General features: G+C 40.5%; 18 protein-coding genes. 8 read left to right on the forward strand and 10 right to left on the reverse strand.

What is annotated here, in order from left to right; all coding sequences use genetic code 11:
• Window positions 1–108: 108 nt before the first annotated feature.
• Window positions 109–753: a CatB-related O-acetyltransferase gene (locus AN944_RS09645; protein ID WP_055024401.1), complete on the forward strand. Its 645-nt coding sequence runs from the start codon at window positions 109–111 to the stop codon at window positions 751–753.
• Window positions 754–897: 144 nt separating this feature from the next.
• Here the strand turns inward: AN944_RS09645 and AN944_RS09650 are convergent, their stop codons facing one another.
• From AN944_RS09650 to pdsR, 3 genes are all read right to left on the reverse strand, one after another.
• Entirely contained in the window at window positions 898–2,094 is a 1,197-nt protein-coding gene (locus tag AN944_RS09650) for a cystathionine beta-lyase (protein ID WP_055024402.1), read from the reverse strand.
• 80 nt (window positions 2,095–2,174) lie between these two features.
• Window positions 2,175–4,340 carry a proteobacterial dedicated sortase system histidine kinase gene (gene pdsS, locus AN944_RS09655; RefSeq protein WP_055024403.1) on the reverse strand — a complete coding sequence of 722 codons (2,166 nt, stop codon included), beginning with the start codon at window positions 4,338–4,340 and terminating at the stop codon, window positions 2,175–2,177.
• Window positions 4,340–5,032, reverse strand: a complete 693-nt coding sequence (gene pdsR / locus AN944_RS09660; protein WP_055024404.1) for a proteobacterial dedicated sortase system response regulator — start codon at window positions 5,030–5,032, stop codon at window positions 4,340–4,342. Before pdsR ends, pdsS begins: the two co-directional genes overlap by 1 nt.
• A gap of 230 nt (window positions 5,033–5,262) precedes the next feature.
• On the opposite strand from pdsR, the gene pdsO reads away from it, so the two are divergent.
• From pdsO to AN944_RS09675, 3 genes are all read left to right on the forward strand, one after another.
• Entirely contained in the window at window positions 5,263–6,078 is an 816-nt protein-coding gene (gene pdsO, locus AN944_RS09665; protein WP_174567607.1) for a sortase-associated OmpA-like protein PdsO, read from the forward strand.
• An 80-nt stretch (window positions 6,079–6,158) separates the two neighbouring features.
• Entirely contained in the window at window positions 6,159–8,666 is a 2,508-nt protein-coding gene (locus AN944_RS09670) for a marine proteobacterial sortase target protein (RefSeq protein WP_055024406.1), read from the forward strand.
• A gap of 5 nt (window positions 8,667–8,671) precedes the next feature.
• Complete coding sequence (locus AN944_RS09675) at window positions 8,672–9,274, forward strand: class GN sortase (RefSeq protein ID WP_225442265.1); 603 nt, start codon at window positions 8,672–8,674, stop codon at window positions 9,272–9,274.
• On the opposite strand, the gene AN944_RS09680 is transcribed toward AN944_RS09675, so the two are convergent.
• Window positions 9,266–10,291: a GGDEF domain-containing protein gene (locus AN944_RS09680; protein WP_055024408.1), complete on the reverse strand. Its 1,026-nt coding sequence runs from the start codon at window positions 10,289–10,291 to the stop codon at window positions 9,266–9,268. The genes AN944_RS09675 and AN944_RS09680 overlap by 9 nt on opposite strands.
• A 193-nt stretch (window positions 10,292–10,484) precedes the next feature.
• Window positions 10,485–11,372 carry a hypothetical protein gene (locus tag AN944_RS09685; protein WP_055024409.1) on the reverse strand — a complete coding sequence of 296 codons (888 nt, stop codon included), beginning with the start codon at window positions 11,370–11,372 and terminating at the stop codon, window positions 10,485–10,487.
• A 545-nt stretch (window positions 11,373–11,917) separates the two neighbouring features.
• Here AN944_RS09685 and AN944_RS09690 point away from each other — a divergent pair.
• Complete coding sequence (locus tag AN944_RS09690) at window positions 11,918–12,763, forward strand: LysR family transcriptional regulator (protein WP_055024410.1); 846 nt, start codon at window positions 11,918–11,920, stop codon at window positions 12,761–12,763.
• A gap of 43 nt (window positions 12,764–12,806) precedes the next feature.
• Here the strand turns inward: AN944_RS09690 and AN944_RS09695 are convergent, their stop codons facing one another.
• The gene (locus AN944_RS09695; RefSeq protein ID WP_055024411.1) at window positions 12,807–13,181 is read right to left on the reverse strand and encodes a diacylglycerol kinase; all 375 of its coding nucleotides are present in this window, start codon (window positions 13,179–13,181) and stop codon (window positions 12,807–12,809) included.
• Window positions 13,182–13,401: 220 nt separating this feature from the next.
• Between AN944_RS09695 and AN944_RS09700 the strand changes: the two genes are divergently transcribed.
• Both AN944_RS09700 and AN944_RS09705 read left to right on the forward strand, forming a co-directional pair.
• A complete protein-coding gene (locus tag AN944_RS09700; RefSeq protein WP_082419979.1) occupies window positions 13,402–14,241 on the forward strand; it encodes a DNA ligase in 840 nt (279 codons plus the stop codon).
• A gap of 134 nt (window positions 14,242–14,375) precedes the next feature.
• Window positions 14,376–14,849, forward strand: a complete 474-nt coding sequence (locus AN944_RS09705; protein ID WP_055024498.1) for a low molecular weight protein-tyrosine-phosphatase — start codon at window positions 14,376–14,378, stop codon at window positions 14,847–14,849.
• A 51-nt stretch (window positions 14,850–14,900) separates the two neighbouring features.
• Here AN944_RS09705 and ylqF read toward each other — a convergent pair whose 3' ends face one another.
• Both ylqF and AN944_RS09715 read right to left on the reverse strand, forming a co-directional pair.
• A complete protein-coding gene (gene ylqF / locus AN944_RS09710; protein WP_055024412.1) occupies window positions 14,901–15,845 on the reverse strand; it encodes a ribosome biogenesis GTPase YlqF in 945 nt (314 codons plus the stop codon).
• A 118-nt stretch (window positions 15,846–15,963) separates the two neighbouring features.
• Window positions 15,964–16,803 carry an isopenicillin N synthase family oxygenase gene (locus AN944_RS09715; protein WP_055024413.1) on the reverse strand — a complete coding sequence of 280 codons (840 nt, stop codon included), beginning with the start codon at window positions 16,801–16,803 and terminating at the stop codon, window positions 15,964–15,966.
• Window positions 16,804–16,984: 181 nt separating this feature from the next.
• On the opposite strand from AN944_RS09715, the gene AN944_RS09720 reads away from it, so the two are divergent.
• Window positions 16,985–17,905: a bifunctional methionine sulfoxide reductase B/A protein gene (locus AN944_RS09720; RefSeq protein WP_055024414.1), complete on the forward strand. Its 921-nt coding sequence runs from the start codon at window positions 16,985–16,987 to the stop codon at window positions 17,903–17,905.
• Between the two features lie 107 nt (window positions 17,906–18,012).
• Here the strand turns inward: AN944_RS09720 and AN944_RS09725 are convergent, their stop codons facing one another.
• Both AN944_RS09725 and rne read right to left on the reverse strand, forming a co-directional pair.
• Entirely contained in the window at window positions 18,013–19,572 is a 1,560-nt protein-coding gene (locus tag AN944_RS09725; RefSeq protein WP_055024415.1) for a SulP family inorganic anion transporter, read from the reverse strand.
• A gap of 191 nt (window positions 19,573–19,763) precedes the next feature.
• Entirely contained in the window at window positions 19,764–23,078 is a 3,315-nt protein-coding gene (gene rne, locus AN944_RS09730) for a ribonuclease E (RefSeq protein ID WP_055024416.1), read from the reverse strand.
• Window positions 23,079–23,523: the final 445 nt, after the last annotated feature.

A 23,523-nucleotide genomic window follows, 5' to 3' on the forward strand; every position in this document is an offset into this window, starting at 1 on the left:
AGAGTGTCACAATGCAACTTATCCCGTTATTAAATCAACCTCGAATCCATTGACGAGCTTAATGTTAAGTAAATCATTTTATTATTTAATATTAGCTTGAGGTTATATATGCATGAAAAACACTGGTCTAGATTTCAGTTGTTACATGATGTCGTGACTAACTCCAATATCACAATAAAGGGAACACATAGCTATTATAGTGATAGTTGGGATAATGGTTTTGAAGAGTCGGTTGTCAGGTATTTACACGGTGATGAAATCAGTCGTCATTGGGAACCTAGATGGGAAATTGATAAGCTTCATATTGGTGATTACGTTTGTATTGGCGCTGAGGCCGTCATTTTGATGGGAGGAAATCACACTCATCGAACTGATTGGTTTTGCTTGTACCCATTTATGGATTACATCGATGAAGCTTACATTGGTAAAGGCGATACTTATATTCATGATGGTGTATGGATCGGCATGCGAGCCATGATAATGCCAGGTGTCACCATTGGTGAAGGTGCTGTCGTTGCTGCGAATAGCGTAGTAACTAAAGATGTTGCTCCTTATAGTATTGTTGGTGGTTCTCCTGCCAAATTAGTTAAATATCGTTTTGAGCCTGTTATCATCGAAGAGCTGACACTACTCAACATTTATGATTGGCCTGCTGAAAAATTTGAAACGTTAAAAAGGTATTTATGCGCATCAGATATACAGCAATTAAAGGCGAAAGCACTAGATTATGATGCTAATAAAAGTATTTCCTAAGATACTTGCTGGTTGAAGTGCTGCCATATTGCGGTGGAATAATGGTTGAAACCGGTAAAGCTTCTCTCATTTAATAAAAAGGCCAAACAAAGTATGTTTGGCCTTTTTGTATTTTCGCTAACGTTTTTAAACTAAATTGACGAATTAACGTTTGGCTTCCACTTCTGCATAACGCTCAAAAGCGGCGGTTAAGTCTGCAATTAAATCTTCAGGATCTTCTAAACCAATATGCAACCTGATAAGTGGTTTGCTGCTATCCCATTGAGTGGCGGTTCTCAGTTTATTAATACCAAAAACACCAAGGATGAGGCTTTCATAACCCCCCCATGAAAAGCCCATTTTAAAGTGGCGCATATTTTCTACAAATGCAGTGACCGAAGCTAAGTTACCTTGTTTTAATACGAACGAGAATAAACCGTTACCACCACTAAAATCACGTTCAAAAAATTCATGGCCAGGACAAGTATCAAAGGCAGGATGACGGAGGTGATCCACTTCTGGACGGCTTGCTAACCAATTAGCGACTATGCGTGCATTTTTATCATGTTGAGCCATACGTACGCCCAAAGTACGTAATCCTCGTGCAGCCATATAAACATCATCTGGCGAGGTGGTTTGTCCCATCAAATAGCTATTTTCACGCAATTGTTCCCAATGTGCTTCATTAGCTGTCGCTGTTCCCATCATGACATCAGAGTGGCCAACAATGTACTTGGTTGCAGCTTGGATTGAAATATCGACGCCCATCTCAAATGGACGTGAGTTGATTGGCGATGCCCAAGTATTATCAAGCATTACCACAATATCATGTTCATGGGCTATACGACTTAATGTCGGTACATCTTGAATCTCCATAGTGATTGATCCTGGAGATTCTAAGAACAAAACTTTGGTATTAGGCTGAATAAGTTCTTTGATGCCTTCGCCAATTAATGGATCGTAGTAGGTGGTCTCAATTCCAAAGCCTGCCAGTAACTTATTACACAGGTCTCGTGTTGGCTCATAAGCACTGTCGACCATAAGTAAGTGATCGCCACTTTTTAGAAATGATAATAAAGCACCACTAATAGCACCTGAACCAGAAGGGTATAATGCAGTGCCGACACCACCTTCAAGCTCACTTATTGCTTGCTGGAATGAGAAGTGAGTCGGTGTTCCACGTCTACCATAAAACATTTCACCATTAGTTTTGTTTTTTATCGCAAAACGCATGTCATCCATCGTGTCAAAAACGACAGTAGATGCTCGAAATACAGGCGGATTAATAATGCCCTTAGTGTACTTTTTGTCTCGGCCAACACTGACAATTTGAGTGGCTAATTTATCTTGCTGGTGACTCATAAATGCATTCCCAATCTTTACAAGGTGATAGGCGTATTTGATATTTTAGCCATCCTAACATCTATACGGCTAAAATAAAGTTATTTTACTTCAGTTACAGGGAAGGTGAGTGTGAAAGTAACTCCCGTTCCATCTGCAAGGTTTTCAGCTTTTATTGTCCCTTTATGGAACTCAGTAATTAGTCTGCCAATGTATAGGCCTAATCCTAAGTGTGGCTTACTTTGCACCCCTTGAGGACGGATCGATACCATTGATTCGAAAATTTGCTCACTCATGTTGACTGGCAGTAACGGTCCTTTATTGGTTACTTTTAAGGTAGCGATTTTGCCAGATAAGGTTAACGATACTTGTATGGGATCTTGAGTGCTAAACTCAATAGCATTATTAATTAATTTATCCATCAATTGCGCTATGTACTCGGGCACGCCATTCATCATCATTTGGTTAGTCGCAATGTCGATTGCAAATTCGTTGTCTGGATAAGTATATTGATAGCCTTGCATACAACCACTGACAACCTGTTGCAGCGGAAATTCACTGCGCTCGGCGTGGGACAAACTTGCTTCTAGCCGCGTGGCTTCGCTTAAGTTATTTAAGATTAAATGTAGGCGGTTAACGCCTTCTTGAGCACGATTAACGTATTTTTCACTTGCTGGTTCAAGTGGCTGCAAGCTTAAATGCTCAAGTGAAGATCGAACAACAGCAACAGGTGTTCTAAGCTCATGAGATAAGCGAGATGACATGTTTTCAAGGTAGTGAGTATATTGGCCTAATCGTCCGACAATATTGGCAAAACTTCGTGATAAATCCCCAATCTCATCACGGGTTTTAGAAGGCACAATTTGCTGTCTAACTCTGCCTTGGCTATCGATGGCTTGCTCTGACTGATCTCGTAACTTACGTATGCGGCTAGAAATACTTGATGCGAAAATAAATAAGGCAAGTGTACCCATGCTCATAATCGTTAAGATGACATTAAATAGCTTTTCTAATGCACGGTTACGCAATGTACGAATGCCATGCGTGGTTTCTTCTGCAATGACAGCACCCATCACTTTATCATCAATCCAAATAGGGCTCGCAGCAGCCAATACCACCGCTTTATTGTCAGGCGTTAAACGCCAAGTTGAGCCTCGTTTGCCATTTAATGCCTGTTGAATATGACTACCGCTTAGTTCGGTAGAGTCTTGCAACGAGTCGACAAAGTCCTGTGGCGGCTTGGTAAGGATTTTATAATAAAGTGGTAATAAGTAATCTTTTTTAAACTGACCCCAAGCACTACTGGTTTTAGTTTCAGCAAAACTGGATGACCAAACATTGTTATTGGCACGGATATCTCCAGATTTTGCTAACACTCTGCCATGGTTATCGACGACCCAAATCCGAGAGCTGTTATGGCTCATCCCCTTAATGATATTTTCAATTTCTGGTGATGGCACCAGTACCGTACCAAGATGGGCAACTGAATCGATGGCTGAGGTACCAATTATCGTATTTACTGTGCGAGTTTTAATATCATCGACATTGTATATTGCAAAACCAAGCTTGCTTCCCACCATAGATAACGGCAAGCGAAACTCGACATTGTAACCTTCAGCAGTACTTAACCATTGACCTTGGATACGGATCTCTGGAGTAACAGGCATGGATAAAGTGGGATCTTGCGGTAGCTCAAACGCACTTAACCAACCATCTTCTGTGTTGGCAATAATATAACGACGAAATTGTCCATCTGGCGCTTGTGTGGCGATGACTAAATGATCGTTCTTGTCGACCCGTAAACTATTTTTATTACGAAATACCACGTGCTTGTCATTGACTTGAAAAAAGCCATATAAATACCCAGCATATTTACCCACCATGTGCGTAAAGTGAATATCGACTGGTTGGTTTTCATTTCGATTAAAGATCACGTGCTCATTAGAGTAGTTAATCATTCGATGTTGGTATTGCTGCCAATCGTGCAGCTTACCATCTAATTGGATTGGACCAGAAAGCGGGTAGGCGTATAAGTCACGACCTTTTTCAACCTGACTTAAAAAGCTGGCTTGATGATTAAACAGCTTTGGCCGTTCATGTAAGGCGGTGGCTAAAGCTTGAGTTGTACCTTCAAGGGTTTTTTCCTGACCGTGACGTAAGTACTTTTCCATTTCCCATACATACTCGTACCCAAGCCAAGGTAAGCACAGCAAAAATAGCGATAAAATGACAACTTTGGCCCTTAGTCCAATGGGAATATTAAACATTAATTGACACTGTCCCAGCGATAGCCCATGCCGTAAACCGTATCAATACAATCAAAGTCTTTGTCGGCACTAATAAATTTTTTACGGATCCGTTTAACGTGAGAAGTAATTGTACTGTCATCTACAAATATCTTAGCTTCTTGCATTAAATCTTGGCGACTTCTGACATGACCAGGGTGTTTCGCCATGGCGTGTACCATCCAAAATTCAGTCACCGTGAGCTCAATCGGTTGTTGATTCCAATACACTTGAATACGATTACCATCAATGGTTAACGCGCCGTGTTCAATTAAATTATCTTCTACGTTGGCTGCGCCGATAAGTTCTGAACGTCTAAACAATGCAGCAATACGTGCGATTAAATGCGGGAAGCTAACATCTTTTGATAAATAATCATCAGCGCCTAAACGTAAACCACAGACAGTATCAAAATCGCTGTCTCTAGCGGTTAAAAAAATGATCGGTAAACTGCTAGACATTGAACGTAGTGACTGACATAAAGTAAAGCCACCGTCGATTTCACTCTCTAGACCAATATCAATGATGGCTAGATCTGGTAATCGAGCATTAAATGCCAGCATCGCAGCAGGTCGGTTGGCATATCCCTGTACGCTGTAGCCCTGTTGCTGCAATAACTCTTTGTAGTTTTCTCTAATAGCGACTTCATCTTCAACGATGGCGATTCTTTTCATCTATTTAATCTTGGTTTTGGCTTATAAGGCTGACTATACATGATTTTAACTGCAAAAAAATCGCCTCAGACACATTGCCATATTGTTGCCACATTTCATCTGCACATTGCCACTTTTATGCCCTGAGGTTGCCATTTCTGAGGTGTTTAATAGTGACATCAACTTAACGACATGCAGTAAACAAGTTGTTGAGTTCATTAATCACATTAAAACACTGAAAGGAAAATATCATGAAAAAACAACTAATCGCCATCGCTATCATCAGCAGTCTTTCTTTTTCAAATGTGTCACTAGCAGATGATGTTAATCATTTCGATGCAAGCGCCTATGACAATGATAACGCTAATACTGAGTTGGTAGTACAGGATGAGGAAAGAGAGCACACAGAAGAATTGGTTGGTCTCACATCAGGTGCTGTACTTGGTGCTGTCGTTGGTGGACCCGTTGGCGCCATCATTGGAGCATTCGCAGGTACGTTAATTGGTAAAACTGTCGGTGACGATACCGAAATTCAGTCGCAAAAAGAGTTATTAGCTCAACAGAAATTATCTATCGAAATGCAAACCTCAGAGCTTACTGCATTACATGAAAAGCAGCAGTCGCTTGCTGAGGTGACAGATGAATACCTTCATGTTCAAGCTCAGCTCTCTGATTTAAAAGCGGCGCAACAGCAGCAATTACAAGAGTTAGCGATTGGCTTAAATGTTCAGTTTAAAACGGGCTCTTCGACCATTGAACCTCATTTTGAGCAACAACTTGATGATGTGGCGTATTTGATGGCGTTATCACCGGAATTAAAACTGGATTTAACCGGATATGCCGATAGACGTGGAGACAGTAAATTTAATCAAGCTCTGTCAGAGCAGCGATTAATAGAAGTGACAAGTTACTTAGTGAGTCAAGGTGTGTCAGCAGAGCGATTACATTCTCAAGCATATGGTGCTTCAGCGCCATTACATGAGCAACAAAGCTTTGAAAATGACTTTTTTGACCGAAGAGTGACATTAAAAGTTATGCCTGTAGGTGAAGCATTAGCTGCCAACTAATTTACCTACTTCATTATCGCCTTGAGCAAGGTGCCATTAGGTATTGGTTTAGGGCGATATTGAATTCATGGAGAGAGCAAATGAAAGGTATCAACTCAAAAGCACACTGCTACGCCATTGCCGATAAGGCATGCCTGTCAGGTTATGAATCTAATAAGCCAACTCCTAGTGATAGAAGTTGTAACAACTGTGGTCAATCAATACTCGGCTACAGCGTATCTGCATCTGTGTTACTTGGACTAATGGTTTTAAGTGTATTGTTTCCTGTTTATGCCATGGCTACATCGGTTACAACTGATCTCGAAACGGTGATTCCGATTGAAAGTCGGTATCAAGAAGTCACCCAAGGAGTACTACGTTATCAGCAAGGTGGTCAACAGTATGAAAGCTTGCCGTTAAGCACGGATGTAACAATGAATGTTTCTGGCTGGACAAATAGGGTGAGTGTTAAGCAAACCTTTATGAATAATTCGTCTGAGTGGATAAATGGCAGTTATGTGTTTCCTTTATCTCATAACAGTGCCGTAGACAGTATGCGCTTAATTATTGGCGATCGTAGTATTGAAGGTGTTATTCAGCCTAAAAAGCAAGCAAAAGCTAATTTTGAAAAGGCAAAATCTCAAGGTAAAAGAGCAAGTTTAGTGAGCCAGCAACGGCCCAATATTTTTACCACTGAGATCGCGAATTTGGGCCCTAGCGAAACTGCAATTGTGGAGATCACTTATCAAGAGAAGCTGAATTATAAAGAAGGCATGTTTAGCTTACGCTTTCCTATGACGATTACCCCCCGTTATACACCGGCGCATTTACAACGACAAGATAGCCAACAAGGCTTGGCGTCATCAGCCGAAAAAAGTAACGCGGACATTAAACAGCATTCTTATTTGTCTTATCAACCTCTTTCGAGCAAGTTACCTGATATCGTCACTCGTTACTTACCTGAATATTTCATTGACGAAACTCAGTCTGAAATCTTGTCCGACCCATACTTGCAGCAAGACTTGAATGTGGGGCTGGAAGAGTCAAATCATAACGCATTAATGGTGAATATGACGGTAAATTTAGATGCGGGTTTTGATGTGAAAGCAGAGGCGATAACAAGTCCCTACCACAAGATCGCTAAGGTGCGACAAGCAGCTCAAGTTCAGTCGTTTTCGAATCATCAGCAATGGCTTGTTTCGTTTGCCAAGCCAGAAAAAGCGAATAAAGATTTTGTGCTTCAATGGCGGGCAGAGCATCAAGAGTCTTATCAACCAATCGCTGCAGTATTTTCTCAGCAGGGCCAAACCCATCAGAAGAAGACTGATTCGGCTAACTCAAAAAATGATAATTCACCTCATGTATCTGGACTGAAAGATGTTCAATATGATCTTGTGATGCTATCGCCGCCACTGATAAGTGAAAAGCATACTGAAGATACCTCACATACACCCAGAGAGTTAATTCTAGTGATTGATACCTCTGGTTCGATGCAGGGTGCTGCGCTTTCACAAGCTAAGCAATCTATCCTCTATGCATTAGCTGGGTTAAGGGCTCAAGATAAGTTTAATATTTATGAGTTTAATCATAATGTTAATCGGCTATCTCAGCAGTCTCTCGCTGGCACAAGTAGTAATATTGGCCGTGCGCATCAGTTTGTAAAAGGGTTGCAAGCCAATGGCGGAACTGAAATTGGCAAAGCCTTATCTGCGGCGTTACAGGTTGAGCAAGCACAAGCAGTATCTGATATAAGCCACTTTTTAAGACAAGTTATTTTTATTACCGATGGCGCAGTGAGTAATGAACATGGCATTTTTCAACAGATTGAAGCGGAGTTAGGACAAAGCCGTTTATTTACAGTCGGTATTGGCGCTGCTCCAAATTCTTACTTTATGGAGCGCGCGGCTTTATTTGGTCGAGGTACGTTTACTTATATTGGTAATACATCAGAAGTGAACCAAAAAATAACTAAGTTAATGGCAAAAATTGAAAAACCAGTTGCCACCAATGTTTCTTTGACGTATGCCGATGGGACAATACCAGATTATTGGCCAGCACAAATTCCTGATTTGTACACAAATGAGCCCATATTGGTCAGTGTTAAGTCGCCAGCTTACAATCAACAAGACTTTATTGTATCGGGTTATACCCAAGGTCAGTACTGGCAAAAACAGATTAAACGTCAGGACAATACCTCTGCAAGTCACAATGCTAGTGGGCTAGATTTGCTGTGGGCTAATGCACAAATTCAGGCTATTGAAGCAACTCGCACACAAGCGAATCAGCAGCGGATTAAAAAACAAGTTGAAGCGCTTGGTATGAAGTATCACTTAGTGACTTCACAAACGAGTTTGGTTGCCATTGATACTACACCGGTTAAACCTATGGCAGAGATGGCCGTGCAAAAACAAGTGAAGAGACATCTGCCAGCAGGAAGAAATCAATCAGTAGGAGTGCTTCCACAAACCGCAACCTCAAGTCGTTTGAATGTGCTAATTGGGCTTAGTCTGTTACTGATAGCCTTATTAAATGCTTGTTGGTTAAAAGGGTATTTACCAGGTCAGAAATTGATATTACCGAAGAAACCTAATGAGGAGGCTTGCTTATGATTTCTATGAAATGGATTATTCCTTGCAGTGTAGCCTTGATTGGGCTGAGTTTTTTATCACATGGAGCGTATATGCAAATTAAAGCAAACTTTGCGCAATTTCTTATTGAACAAGCGTGGACTAAAACCTTAGCCGATCAGCGTCCTCATAAACCTTGGCGCTGGGCTGACACACATCCAGTTGGGAAGCTTAAACTCTTTGCTGATAAAGAACATGATTTTTACCCAATTGGTCAGCCTATGTTTGTACTAGCAGGTGCTTCTGGCAGAAACCTCGCTTTTGGTCCTAGTTTATTGCTTAATGGAGCTGGGATTGGCGAGCAGGGTAATACCATCATTGCGGGGCATAGAGATACCCACTTTCTGCCTTTACAAAATGTCAAAAGAGGCGACATTGTTGAGCTACAAACATCCCAAGGCGTGTTACAGCAATACCTTATCGTAAGTACCGATATTGTTCACGAAACACAAACCGAGGTGTTAGATATGACAACGGATAATCAATTAACCTTGATTACATGCTATCCATTTGAAGATTTATCAGCCAACAGTGATTATCGTTATGTGGTGACGGCTAAAAAAGTCAACGGCAGTCATCGCCTAATTTGAGATTGGCATGACCCTGTTTCTACCTAGCCTTTTAGCTTCATATAGTAGAGTGTCTGCACTTTCAATCAGTTGACTACTTGTTTGCTGGTGCTTCCACTCGCTAACCCCAAAAGACGCAGTAATATTATCAATGCGAGTTTCACTACGGCGGTCTTTTACACTGAGTTTTTCTATTGATCGGCGCATTGCTTCTGCAAGTTGTCTTGCTACGCGTTGTTGGCTATTGGGGATAATTACTGCAAATTCTTCACCGCCAAATCGATAGAGTTTTACACCATCTCGACAAGATTCTTGTAAGCGTTTAGCGACCACTTTAAGTACTAAATCCCCTAGCTGGTGGCCGTAAGTGTCATTAAACTGCTTGAAGTGATCAATATCAATTAGGATTAAACAAGCTCCATTGGGCGACTGATTGACCAACGCAGAAATGTCATCATCAAATGCACGCCGATTTAATGCTTCTGTTAATGCGTCATAAAGCACATCTTTTTCGGTTTCCGCTAGACGTTGTTTTAAGGCATTGATTTCTGATTGTGCTTTATCAAGCTGCTGGGTAAAACTGGTTGTACTTGAATGAATGTTTGCAGATTCGCTGACGATATTTTTGACAACTTTTATCACTTGTTCCAACGAAAAGCCTTGATTTTCCAGTTCTGCTAATTTGCTGAATTCTTTTTGGATTTTTGTTTGAAAAGTGGTTGTATCGTGGTTGGTGTCTTTAAGAGATTGAGACAGTTCGCAAACCATTGCATCTAGGTTCTGGCGCATGCTTCTTACGTCTAATTCAACAGGATCGGCAATATGTTGTCGATATAGTAACTCGCTCGAAGTCGGAGAGTACTGTTGGTTTTGTGCAATCGTAGCATCAAGCGCAATGTTTAATTTTGGATTAGACTCTGAAACGTAAGCATACCAGAGAGCATAATTGGTTGGCGTGGTAGGGATGCTATGTTTTAGCATCAATGGGACAGCTTTTTTTAAATTTAATGCCGCTGTTTTCAGTAGCTCGTTAGACATTTAATCCCTCATCTCTGATACATCACTTAGCGAATTAAGGCAGGAGTTTAAAACGTTGTACTAATTTTAGGCCAAGCTGAATTAAATACAATTTGGCCAATGAGGGCTTAGTTTTCTTGAACGCGTTCAACTTGCTAAATGATTTAAAAATAACGTCAAACTCAGCACCATAAGATAGGATGCTCAATTTATATTAAAAAGAATAAGATACCGCAAACATTGGGCCAGTGAAACTGTAATTAATATTATAATCAAAGGTTCTAAATTCAGTGTCTAAGATACTACGAGATTGCTCAATATCAACATCAACATCATAATAATTATAGGCTAATGATAAATGCCAGTTCTCACAAATAATAGCTTGAACCCCAGCTCGAATATCAACTAAAGAACCTTTTACATTGTCATATTTTATCGCAAAGTATTGTGCATGAGCATTAAATACCCAGCCAGGGTAAAACTCATAACTTCCGTAAACACCTACATCAGGTAACGGAGCGGTAAGGGCATTATCAACAATACGAGGGGTAAAAGTTGCTGTGTCACACAAGGCATTTGGATCGCTTCGGCTTTCACATAAGCCTATATTGCCTTCAAATACGGTTTCAACAAACATTGTATGTAAGCCGATTGAAGCACCCACTGTATAATTATCACCTTCCCAAATGTCGTAGCCATAGCCTAATCGAAGAATATCAATATTTAAGGTTGTCGAAATTTTGGCTTCACCATCAATTAAAAAATTATCATCGTTATCACCAAACTCAGGGATTTCGATATCAAATCCTAATTGAGGTGTATCAGCGTTACGGTGCAGCGACTTCCAGTCAAGATAGATATTGTGGCGGTCGTTAAAACTATATGTGAATTCAAAAAAAGGCAGGAATTGATCTTCAGTAAGTAGCAGATCATCTTCGAAATCTAATAAATAATAACTATTAGTATCTTTGGCGCTTTTAACAAGCATGGTGGAGTCGGAACTGGCATAAAAAGCACCTATGGTGAATTTATACTCATCTGCATTAACATGGCCAGAAAAACTGGCTGCAGCTAAAAGTCCTACGAAGGCTTGCTTTAACATTTATTCTCCGCACTTTAAAATTACTTAAATCAGTAAACTGTGCTTTTATTGTTATTGTTAATCAGGGTTATATCTTATTATGTAGTCATACTAACATTATGTAACTAAATGTGAAGCTTTTGTTGCTGCAAAATTGTAAAAATGAGAACTAAGATCACGATTTATTCGTATTAAACATTTGGCGGTAAAACTATAGAACTATAAGTCTATTTTAAATTGTTTTATTTCAATGGTTTATGGTTATTGCTTGTCGGCTTTTTTTCATTACTATTTATTTAGCTAGCACGTTTTAATCATCTTTAAATTAGCATTATTTAATGTGTCAGAAGAACTTTAAATGTCATCTTTTTGACTGTGCATTAACAAATATGTAACGAGTAAGGTGTGGAGAAATATACCCCAAATGGTTAAAGAAAAGCTGCTTCAACTAAGTCCTATACTTAAGTCATATGCGTAAATTAAATTTGATTACACGCTGCCATAATTTTGCTATAAATCGCGATTAGACTGTTTATGTTTTGTTAGACATTGAGTAAAAATCCATTATGGATACTGATTTATTAAAAACGTTTCTTGAAGTTTATCGTACTCGTCACTTTGGCAAGGCTGCTGATAACTTATATATCACCCGCAGTGCAGTCAGTTTTAGGCTAAAACAGCTTGAATCATTGCTAGGTGTTATTTTATTTGATCGTGAACGCAATAATATCAAACCAACTCCTGCGGGTGAGCGAATGTTAGCCCATGCTAATGCCGTATTAACTGCTCTGGAACGCGCCAAGCAAGATGTTTCCTTAATAGAGCAGCACAGTGTTCAGTTGTCGATAGGCATGGGCCATAATATTTGGGAAAGTTATTTAAAAAGGGCAATACAACCTTTATATAAAACTGAACACGGCCTGTCGCTTCGTACTGATGTGATTACTTCAGCTGTGATGGCAAAAAAGATGGCAGAAACGACACTGGACATCGCATTAAGCTTCGATCCTTTCCATATTGATGGCATTGATACAATTACCTTAAGCCAAGTAAATTTATTACTTGTTTCCACTCAAGCTAATTTGCATATCTCTGATTTGGCTCTTTCGCACTATGTCAAAGTGGATTGGGGCACTGCTTTTAATATTACTCATGCACAAGAGTTAACAGCACTTCCATTACCCGTTTTGCATACGAGTTCAGCGCAAATTGCCCATGACTTTATTATCCAAAATAAAGGGTGTGCATTTTTACCTGAAGTTATGGTGACAGAGGATATTGCCTGCGGCAAATTGCATCGAGTTTGTGATGTGAAAGAAATCCGGCGCCACGTTTATGCATCCTATGCGCTAACAAGTGAGCGAATGAATGAAATTGAAAAAGTTATTGGTTTATTAAACCGTATTGCATGAAAGCCTGAACACATTATGGCTGAACCGCTAAATTGTGAATAGGTTAAAGCAGGTAAGCATGAGTTAAAATCCCTATCCAAGTCAGTCCACATAATAATAAACTGAGAAATACTGCTGCAGAGGCAACATCTTTTGCTTGGCCGCTTAGTGGGTGAATTTCATCGCTAATGCGATCGACCACGGCTTCTATCGCTGAGTTAAGTAGTTCAGTTATCAGTACAATAAATAGTGTCATGATCATGAGGATTTTTTCAATCACACTGACATCGACTATTAAAGCGATGGGAACAAGGCAAAGACATAATATTAGTTCTTGTCTAAAAGCAGCTTCATTTCTCCAAGCGCTGGTTAACCCTTTAAATGAAAAACCTGTTGCTCGTATGATGCGTTTAATACCGTGATTATTAGTGGGTTTCATAGGTGACCTAATTATTGATGATATGTCCTAAACCTTTAGCATTGTAAGCTAAATAAGCAAATCAGCCATATTTGACTAAACTGTATTTGAATCATTAATCATTTTAAATATTGGTTTTTAAAATGGTTAGTATAATCAATGAGTTCAATAAATAAAGAACCGTAAATAAGTACGATAGGATATTGCCACCACCATCACTCAAATTAGCAAGGATGCTACTATGTTTCGATTTATATTGTCAGTCTTAATTGTGTTTATGGCTTTGCTGATTTCAGATGCCGTAGATGCTAATAATAAGCCCGCGCTCCAACTCGCTATGCGTTACCAAACCGACACCGATGTTACTCAATACTTGATCAGTGAAAAGCTTGATGGAGTAAGAGGCTATTGGGATGGAAATCAAATGCTGTCGCGTTCGGGAAGAGTCATGATTTTACCCGATTGGTTTACTGCAGATTTCCCCAAAACAGCATTAGATGGAGAACTTTGGATTAAGCAAGGTGAGTTTGATGCGGTATCAGCGTTAGCTCGCAGTTCACATTCACATCATGCTGAGTGGAAGTTGGTAAAATATATGATTTTTGACTTGCCAGAGCATGGGGGGATGTTTGTTGAGCGCGTAAAAGCAATGCAACAAATAGCCTTAGAAAGTAGATATATTGAGGCGATAGAGCAACAGGAGCTTGTCTCTACAGCGCAATTAATGGCTCAACTTGATTATGTTATTGAAAACAATGGTGAAGGGTTAATGCTTCATCTTAAATCTGGGTATTATCAAATTGGCCGCAGTCAGAATATTGTAAAGTTAAAACCTAAATATGATGCTGAAGCGCGAGTTATTGGTTTTAATGAAGGCAAAGGAAAGTTCGAAGGCTTGATGGGGTCACTTAAGGTTGAAATGCCAAATGGAAAACAGTTCAATCTAGGTTCTGGTTTTTCTAATGAGCTACGACGTAATCCGCCTCCTTTGGGCGCTATTATTACTTATCAATATTTAGGGCTCACTAAAAATGGCATTCCACGGTTCGCTCATTTTCTGCGTGTTAGAGAGTCGCAATAACAATAACAAGAATAATGAATAATGAATAAGTATGAGCAATAGAGTTTATGTCTAGGTTTATATAGAATTGAGCCGTTAACACGGTGAGGAGGAATTTAGTGAGCTTGACTAATACACGTAACGTTACCAGTAAAGTGGATTTCAGTAAGATAAAATCGGTATTGTTTGTCTGCTTAGGTAATATTTGCCGCTCACCCAGCGCTGAAGCGGTGTTTCGTTCACAAGCCAAATCATTTTCATTAGCGGTAGAAATTGATTCGGCGGGGACAGCTGCATATCATCAAGGCAATCCACCAGATCCTCGCTCTATAGCAGCAGGTGAGAAGAGAGGATTAGATTTTACCAATATGCAGGCGCGGCAAGTACTCGATAGCGACTTTGAACACTTTGATTTAATACTTGCGGCAGACAAGAATAATCTTAATGACTTGCTGAGGCGTTGTCCTGCTCAATATCAACATAAACTGCGGTTGATATTATCTTTTACAGATACGGAAGGGGAAGCAAGGGAAGTGCCTGATCCTTACTATGGTGGCGAGCAAGGTTTTGAATTAGTTCTTGATTTGCTTGAAGCGAGTTTAAGTCAGTTGGCAAAGAAAATATCGTAAACAAACTGTCTTAAAATAAAGGCTTACCGAGTGGTAAGCCTTTTTTGTTCGTTAACCTTGTTGGTGTCGCTTGCCTGAGCGTTTTAGCTTTTCTTGTTCAAGTTTTTGTTGCTTTAAAGCCTCTTTTTCAGCTAACAGTCTAGCGACTTCGGCTTTTTCAACTTCTGCCATTTCAGGCGTTTCTAGTGTTAGTAAACCTGTTTTTCCTGAGCGGAATTCATGCAGTAATAATTCAGACGCCTTATGTAAATCGATACGGCCACCAGGTCTAAGTGCACCACGTTTACGGCCAATCGCTTCGAGTAATTCTATATCAGTTTCCGGAAGCTCTGCGAGCTTGTATCGCTCGCAAATCGCTTTAGGATAAGCTTGTAAGAAATATTCTGCCGCAAACATAGCAACATCTTCGTATTCCATTGCGGTATCTTTAATGGCACCGGTTACTGCCAAGCGGTAACTACTTGATTCATTGTCAACTTTTGGCCATAAGATGCCTGGCGTGTCTGATAGAACAATGCCATTTTTGAGATTAATACGCTGTTGACGCTTAGTCACAGCTGGCTCATTACCAGTTTTAGCGATAGTTCTGCCAGCCAGTGTGTTGATAATGGTTGATTTTCCGACGTTTGGGATCCCCATAATCATCGTACGTATATCTTTTTCTACTTTGTCTCGAGCTGGTACTAATTTACGACAAATATCAGGAATGCTCTTAACTTGCCCAGGTTGAAGCGTGGTAATGGCTGTTGCTTTAACGCCTTGCTCTTGTTCAAGGTATTCAATCCAGCGTGCAGTGACTTCAGGATCGGCTAAGTCAGATTTATTGAGTAATTTGATACATGGCTTATCGCCCCTTAACGTTGACACCATAGGGTTTTCGCTACTGTATGGAATACGTGCATCTAAAACCTCGATGACAAGATCGACTTGAGGCATTGCCTCTTCAATCTCTTTACGAGCTTTGTGCATGTGTCCTGGGTACCATTGAATTGCCATGAGTTTGCCTTTTTTAAACCACTACTTACAAGGGGGGCATATTCTACCTTGTTATGCCTCTAAAAGATAAAAAAAAGCGCCAAAAGACGCTTTAAACTGCTTGGAAACGTTAACAAACTTAAATTACACCAAGTTCTCTTAATCTTTCCATTAAATAACTGTCTGCAGTATAGCGTTCAGAAAGCACAACTTCAGGGTTAGGATGTAAAAATAGTGGCAAAGAGATCCTTGATTTAGTTTTATCTGTGCCTTCTGGATTGATCACACGATGCGATGTCGAAGGGTAATAACCACCAGAGGCTTCTTGTAGCATGTCGCCGATATTAATAATGATATTACCAAAGTCACTTGGGACATCAATCCAAGTATCGTCCTTGGTTTGAACCTGCAACCCTGGTTCATTCGCTGCTGGTAAGACAGTGATAAGGTTAATATCTTCATGGGCAGCTGCTCGGATTGCACCCAGTTCTTCATCACCTAACATTGGTGGATAGTGCAACACTCTTAATAATGTCTTTTGACTATCTTCAATCATTTTAGGTAAAGGAATAGAGAAGTGCTTGGCGACGTCCTCGGGTGCATACTGTTCAATCCAGCCGAGTAGTTCAGCGGCGAGTTGATTTGCATGTTTATAGTAAGCAAGAATATTCTGTTTTAATGATTCAGGAATACGACCCCAAGGGTATACGTGAAAATATTCTTTGATATCTTTTACTGTATGTCCTTTTGCCGTTTCAGATATTGATGCTGGGAAAAAGCCATCTTGGGTTTCAGGTTTAAACAGAAAATCCTGTTTTTGTTCTGATTGAAAAAACTCATACCATTCTTTATAGATGGTTTCTACGAGCTCTTTGCTAATAGGGTGATTTGATAAAACACCAAATCCGGTCTCACGTAATGACTCAACAAATTGCTTTGCGCAATCTTCTGAGCGGTAATCAATGGTTTCTAATTTCATATTTTCTACTTATTGTTTTATTTGACCCATGCTGATTTTAACCTTGGTCACACTTTGTCGCAATTTTTTGAAGTAAAAACAGGTCTAATAAGTCGAATTAGTGATCTTTATTCGGCATACTGCCATATCTGAAAAATTGCTTTAAAGTATGAAGGTCTAGATTGAAGTTAGGACGATGCAAATGAACGAATTAACTGAGTTTGAAAAGTATGTCATTGAGCAAAAAGGAACTGAACGTCCATTTAGTGGAGAGTACGTCAATCATGATGCAGAAGGCTTGTACTTATGTAAAAAATGCTTAAACCCATTATATAAAAGCGAATTTAAATTTAATGCTTACTGTGGATGGCCAGCATTTGATGACGAAATTCACGGTGCTATAGATAGAACGCTGGATGCTGATGGTCAACGCACAGAAATTACCTGCCACGAATGCGGTGGCCATCTTGGCCATGTTTTTAAAGGCGAAATGTTAACGGGTAAAAATACACGTCATTGTGTCAATTCAACTTCGATGGTGTTTAAAAGCAAAGAAGAAATTGAAAATGAACGTTCAGCAAAAGCAAAGTCGATGGAGCTAGCAACTTTCGGTGCTGGCTGTTTTTGGTGTATCGAAGCGATATTCCAACGTCTAGACGGTGTTGAATCTGTAATTTCTGGCTATAGCGGCGGTGGAACTGAAGATGCGCATTACGAAGCGGTCACCAGTGGAACTACTGGCCACGCAGAAGTTGTTCAAGTGACTTATGATCCTAACGTGATAAGTTATCAAACATTACTTGCGGTATTTTTTGCGATTCATGATCCGACGACATTAAACCGTCAAGGCAATGATAAAGGCCCTCAATATCGTTCGGTTATTTTTACTCATGATGCCAAACAAGTTGATGCTGCGACTATTGCTATCAGTAAACTGATTCAGCAAGGTATTTGGCCTAAACCTATTGTGACAGAAGTAACAATGTTTGAAGCGTTTTATCAAGCAGAGAGTTTTCATGAAAATTATTTTGCCAATAATGCAGAGCAGCCGTATTGCCAAATTTTAATTAAGCCTAAGTTCGAACAAGCGATGAAACAGTTTGAGGCTATATTAAAAAAGTGAGTAAAGATGCCAGTTTTTAAGATATCAATAACGTATTAACATAAAAAAGGCGAACTGAATAGTTCGCCTTTTTTATGTATAAATTAGCTTTAAATGGCTAACGTATTTTATGAGTCAAGTGCATCATCTGCGACTTTGTAGTGTGGATCTTCGATAACATTAATCTCAACTAAGTCACGTGCTTTATGTAGTAACTCTTTACAGTCAGGGCTTAGATGTCTTAAATGCAGTCGTTTACCCGCAGCAACATAACGTTCTGCCAAGGTATCAATAGCATCTAATGCTGAGTGGTCAGCAACACGTGAGTTTTGGAAATCCACAATCACATCTTCAGGATCGCCAGCAGCATCAAATAACTCTAGGAAGTTTGAAACTGAGCCGAAAAACAGCGGGCCATTCAGTTTATAGACTTTCCAATCGTTAGCATCGGTACTGGTTTCAACGTTGATGTGTTTAGCGTGCTCCCATGCAAATACAAGTGCAGACACAATAACACCAACAAACACAGCAAAGGCTAAGTCAGTAAATACGGTTACCGTTGTCACTAACACAATAACAAAAGCATCATGCTTAGGTACTTTACGCATGACTTTAAAACTTGCCCACTCAAACGTGCCTAATACCACGATGAACATTACACCGACCAATGCGGCAAGTGGAATGATTTCGATGAACGCAGCACCAAACAGAATAAACGCAAGTAAAGCTAGTGCAGCTGTGATACCAGATAAACGGCCACGACCACCAGAGTTGATGTTAATCATTGATTGACCAATCATCGCACAACCGCCCATTGCGCCAAAGAAGCCACTGGTAATGTTACCCACACCTTGACCAACACATTCTTTGTTACCACGACCACGGCTGTTTGTCATTTCATCGATTACCGTTAAGGTTAGTAACGATTCGATTAAGCCAACTGCCGCTAAAATACAGGCATAAGGTAAAATGATATAAAGGGTTTCTAAGGTAAACGGCACACTCGGAATTGAGAAGCTTGGTAAGCTGCCAGCAATAGTGGCTTGCTCATCACCACTCATTGTTTTCAAGAAGTCGAGTACATTGCGTGTATCTAAGTCTAGTCCAACAACTAATGCGGTTACTGTTAAAATTGCCACCAATGAAGAGGGGATAGCTGTGGTTATTTTTGGTAAAAAATGAATAATTGCCATGGTCAAAGCAACTAAGCCAAGCATTATCATTAACGGCTCTTGACCTAGCCATACCATGTTGCCTGCAGCATCTTTAACTTGGAATTGACCAAGTTGTGCTAAGAAAATCACAATAGCGAGACCATTAACAAATCCGATCATCACTGGGTACGGTACAATACGGATAAATTTACCGAGTTTAAATATACCTGCAGATATTTGAATTATCCCCGCCAGCACGACCGCCGCAAATAGGTATTGAACGCCATGTTCAACAACTAGTGATACCATGACAACAGCCATTGCACCGGTTGCACCAGAAATCATTCCTGGACGACCACCAATTACAGCAGTGATTAACCCCATAATAAAGGCTGCGTATAAACCTACCATAGGTTCAACTTGTGCGACGAATGCAAAAGCAACAGCTTCTGGAATAAGCGCAAGAGCAACAGTTAAACCAGATAGAATATCTGCTTTGCTACTGCTGGTTTTATGACGTAGTAGATCGAACATTTAGCCTCTGAAAACAATTGAAGTGTTTGAAAATTAAAGTGTGCGTATGTTAACAAAATTTAATGCTTCACTAAACCTGAATTTAAGCTTAATTCAGTTTAATTACTATATTTGACCAACGTAGACTCAAAAAAAAACCACGCTATTTAGCGTGGTTTTTAAGGAGCCTAATATAGGCTCAGTATTTGAGTTTATGCTTTAGTGGTATCAGAAGATGCACTGTTAGCTACTTTTGATTTTACCGTTTCAGCATCAGGTTGTGATTTTTGGTATTCACGACCTTTTGGTACAGCTTGCTGCTGACGCACTTCAGATACAGGTTTAGTTGTTTCTGACATGACCATTGAACCAAAGCGACTAGCAGCAGGCTTTTTAGCTGGTGCATCAGTTTTCGCTTCTGTTTTAGTTTCTGTTTTAGTTTCGGCAGCAACTGGCGCGGTAACCACTTTACGTTCGATTGCAGCAGGCTTAGCCATTGGTGCTGATGCAATTGAATTATCTTTAGTTACTGGTTCAGCATTTACTGTTTCAGTTTTTACAGCCTCAGCTTTTGCAGGCTCAGCCTTAACTTCAACTGTAGCTTCAACCTTAGCCTCAACTTCAACTTCGGCAGGTTTAACTGCATTGTTTGATGTTTCAGCTTGCGGTGCTGTTTCGATAACGTCTGCAGTTTCAGCTACAGGTGCTTCGACTGGCACTTCAACTTCACTAGTTGATTCAACAGGCGTCTCAACCTTTTCTGAAGCCTCGACAACTTTTTGAGTGTCAGTTGACGTTTCTTCTTGCGTAACTTCAACTTTATCGTCAGTCACAGCTGGTGTTTCAGTTTCTACAGTTTGAGAAGTAGGAGCTTCAACAGCAGGAGCTGGCTCTGTAGTGACTTCTACTGCAGCTTGTTCAGCATCAAGTTGCTTTTCTAGTTCATCTACAGGCGTAAATACGGCTGCAGAAGGTGCTGTTTCATCTTCATCACGGCGACGACGTTGTCCAGCTGCACGAAGATGGCGTGGGCTACGACGGCTGCGACGTTGACCTTGTTTCTCTTCGTTGTCTTCTGAGGTTGCTTCATCTGAAGCGTCCGATGATTCAACTTTAGCAGGAGCAGTTGCTTCAGAGACTGCATTATTTGTTGCAGCTACAACGTCAGTTGTTTCAACAACAGTTTCAGCTTTTGGCTCAACCTTAGTTTCAACAGTGGTTTCAGTTGGAACTTCTGCGCTGGCTGCAACTTTAGATACCGTGGCATCTAATGAGGGTTTAGCAGCTACAGATTCAGCATTCGCTTCAGTTTCAACTTTCGCCTTGTTGTCTTTCCTTGGGCGACGAGTGCGTGTTGGTTTAGCTGATTGCTCCGCATTTGGCTTTGCAGTTACGTCAGCAGATTTAGCATTTTCAGCTACTTCAACTTCATTTAGTTTTGCTTCACTTTGTTCGTTTTCGATACGAACTTTACGACGCATGTTACGACGTTGACGACGCTCTCTTGCAGCTTCTTGCTTAGGAGACTTCTCTCCTTCTGGGCGAGACTTATCTGCAGGCTTGTTAGCCTTGTTACGTTGGTCGTTTTTAGACTGACGTTTTTCTTGTTGCTCTTTATTTGCAACATCTCTGTCAGCCTTCTTATTACGGCCTTTGTTGTCTCTGCCTTTGTTGTCAGCATCATTACGATTATCACTGCGGTTATCGTTACGGTTGCGACGATTGTCATTTCGGCGAGAGTCGTTACGACGGTTACGGCGATTATTTTGACCTTCTTTGCGGTTCTTATCAGACTGCTTAGATTCTTTCTTAGCAGGTTCATCTGATGAGAATAACTTGCTGATAGCAGAAACCATTTTAGCGAAGAAACCAGGCTCTGACGGCGCTGATTCCGTTGCTTTTGGTTTTGCTTCTACAGCAGGTTTTGCTGCAGCTTTCGGCGTACCGAAACCTTTAATCGCTGGTTGAGGCGCTTCAGCACGTTCAAGTTTGCGAGGCTCGTATAATTTAGCTTCAGGCTTTTCTACACGCTTGTAGCTTGATTCAACGACTTCATCGTCGCTTCTTAAACGAGATACACGGTAGTCAGGTGTTGTCATGTGAGAATCAGGAATGACATACACTTCAACATTGTGACGTTCTTCTGTAATGCGAATTGCTTTACGTTTTTCATTTAATAAGAACGCAGCAACATCAACAGGAACAACAGCTTCAATTTGAGACGTGTTCTCTTTAATGGCTTCTTCTTCCATTAAACGAAGAATAGAAAGCGCTAATGACTCAGTACTACGAATTGTACCTTGGCCATGACAGCGGGGACATAAATGCGCTGCTGATTCGCCAAGAGAAGGGCGTAGACGTTGACGAGACATTTCCATTAAGCCAAAACGTGAAATACGGCCAAGCTGAACACGAGCACGGTCTAAATGAACCGCATCACGCATTCTATTCTCAACTTCACGTTGGTGTCTAACTGGCGTCATATCAATGAAGTCGATGACGACTAAACCACCTAAATCACGTAAACGTAACTGACGCGCAATTTCGTCTGCCGCTTCTAAGTTGGTGTTTAACGCTGTTTCTTCGATATCGCCGCCTTTTGTTGCACGGGCTGAGTTGATATCGATTGAAGTTAGTGCTTCCGTTGGGTCAATTACGATTGAACCACCAGAAGGCAAGCGCACTTCACGTTGGAATGCTGACTCAATTTGAGATTCGATTTGGAAGTGTGTGAACAATGGTACTTCAGACTCGTAACGCTTAACACGTTCAACGAAATCAGGGCGCACTAAACCAATATGCTGTTTTGCTTCTTCATAGATACGTGGATGGTCAATTAGTATTTCGCCCACATCACGACGTAAGTAATCACGGATTGCACGAACAATCACGTTACTTTCTTGATGAATCAAAAATGGCGCAGGTTTACTCTGAGCTGCTTCTTGAATTGCTTCCCAGTGGTGTTGTAAAACTTTTAAGTCCCACTTTAATTCAGCAGCATCTTTACCAACACCAGCAGTACGTACAATCAGACCCATACCATTTGGTACAGTTAACTCTGACATAGCCGCTTTAAGCTCAGTACGCTCATCACCTTCGATACGACGCGAAATGCCGCCAGCACGAGGATTATTTGGCATCAGAACTAAATAAGAGCCAGCAAGAGAGATAAACGTTGTTAAGGCAGCGCCTTTATTACCACGTTCTTCTTTATCGATTTGGACGATAACTTCTTGGCCTTCAGATACCACTTCTTTGATATTTGGGCGGCCTTGGAAAGAGTATCCTTTAGGGAAGTATTCGCGAGCGATTTCTTTTAATGGAAGGAAACCGTGACGGTCAGCGCCGTAATCAACAAACGCAGCTTCTAATGAAGGTTCTACGCGAGTAATGGTGCCTTTATAGATATTTGATTTTTTTTGTTCATGGCCTGGGCTTTCGATATCCAGATCATACAATTGTTGCCCATCTACTAGGGCAACACGCAACTCTTCCGATTGAGTTGCATTAATTAACATACGTTTCATGATGACTTAATTCTTCTAATAAGGTCATCAAACGTCGAGATTTCGTTGCATTACGGGCCTAAAATTGTTGTTTACTAAGCCTCACGGCTGGTTTTTAGGCAAGTTAGGGGCGCATTGCTGTAAGACGCATTCGCTGCGTGTCGCGACCTATTTATGGCTTATTTTTTAATAATTACAAAAACAAGGAATTCGTTGTTAATCGCCAACAAACCCCATAAATTTAAATTTCTTTTCCGGTAATGCCCAAGACGAATCTGTCTGTTTGATAACAAGCTAAAATTTGTTCGAATAGGGGGGCGTAGGTTTTCAGGAAAACTTAGTAAATAATGATTAAGCAGACGGTTTAACTGTAAAAACGATACTAATCGAATTGTGATGTTTACAATTTGCAAATCAATGACTTGCTACCTGTCGTGCTCATGAATTCTACTGAAAAAACACCGTA

This window comes from Shewanella sp. P1-14-1, from assembly GCF_001401775.1.
Taxonomy (GTDB): domain Bacteria; phylum Pseudomonadota; class Gammaproteobacteria; order Enterobacterales; family Shewanellaceae; genus Shewanella; species Shewanella japonica.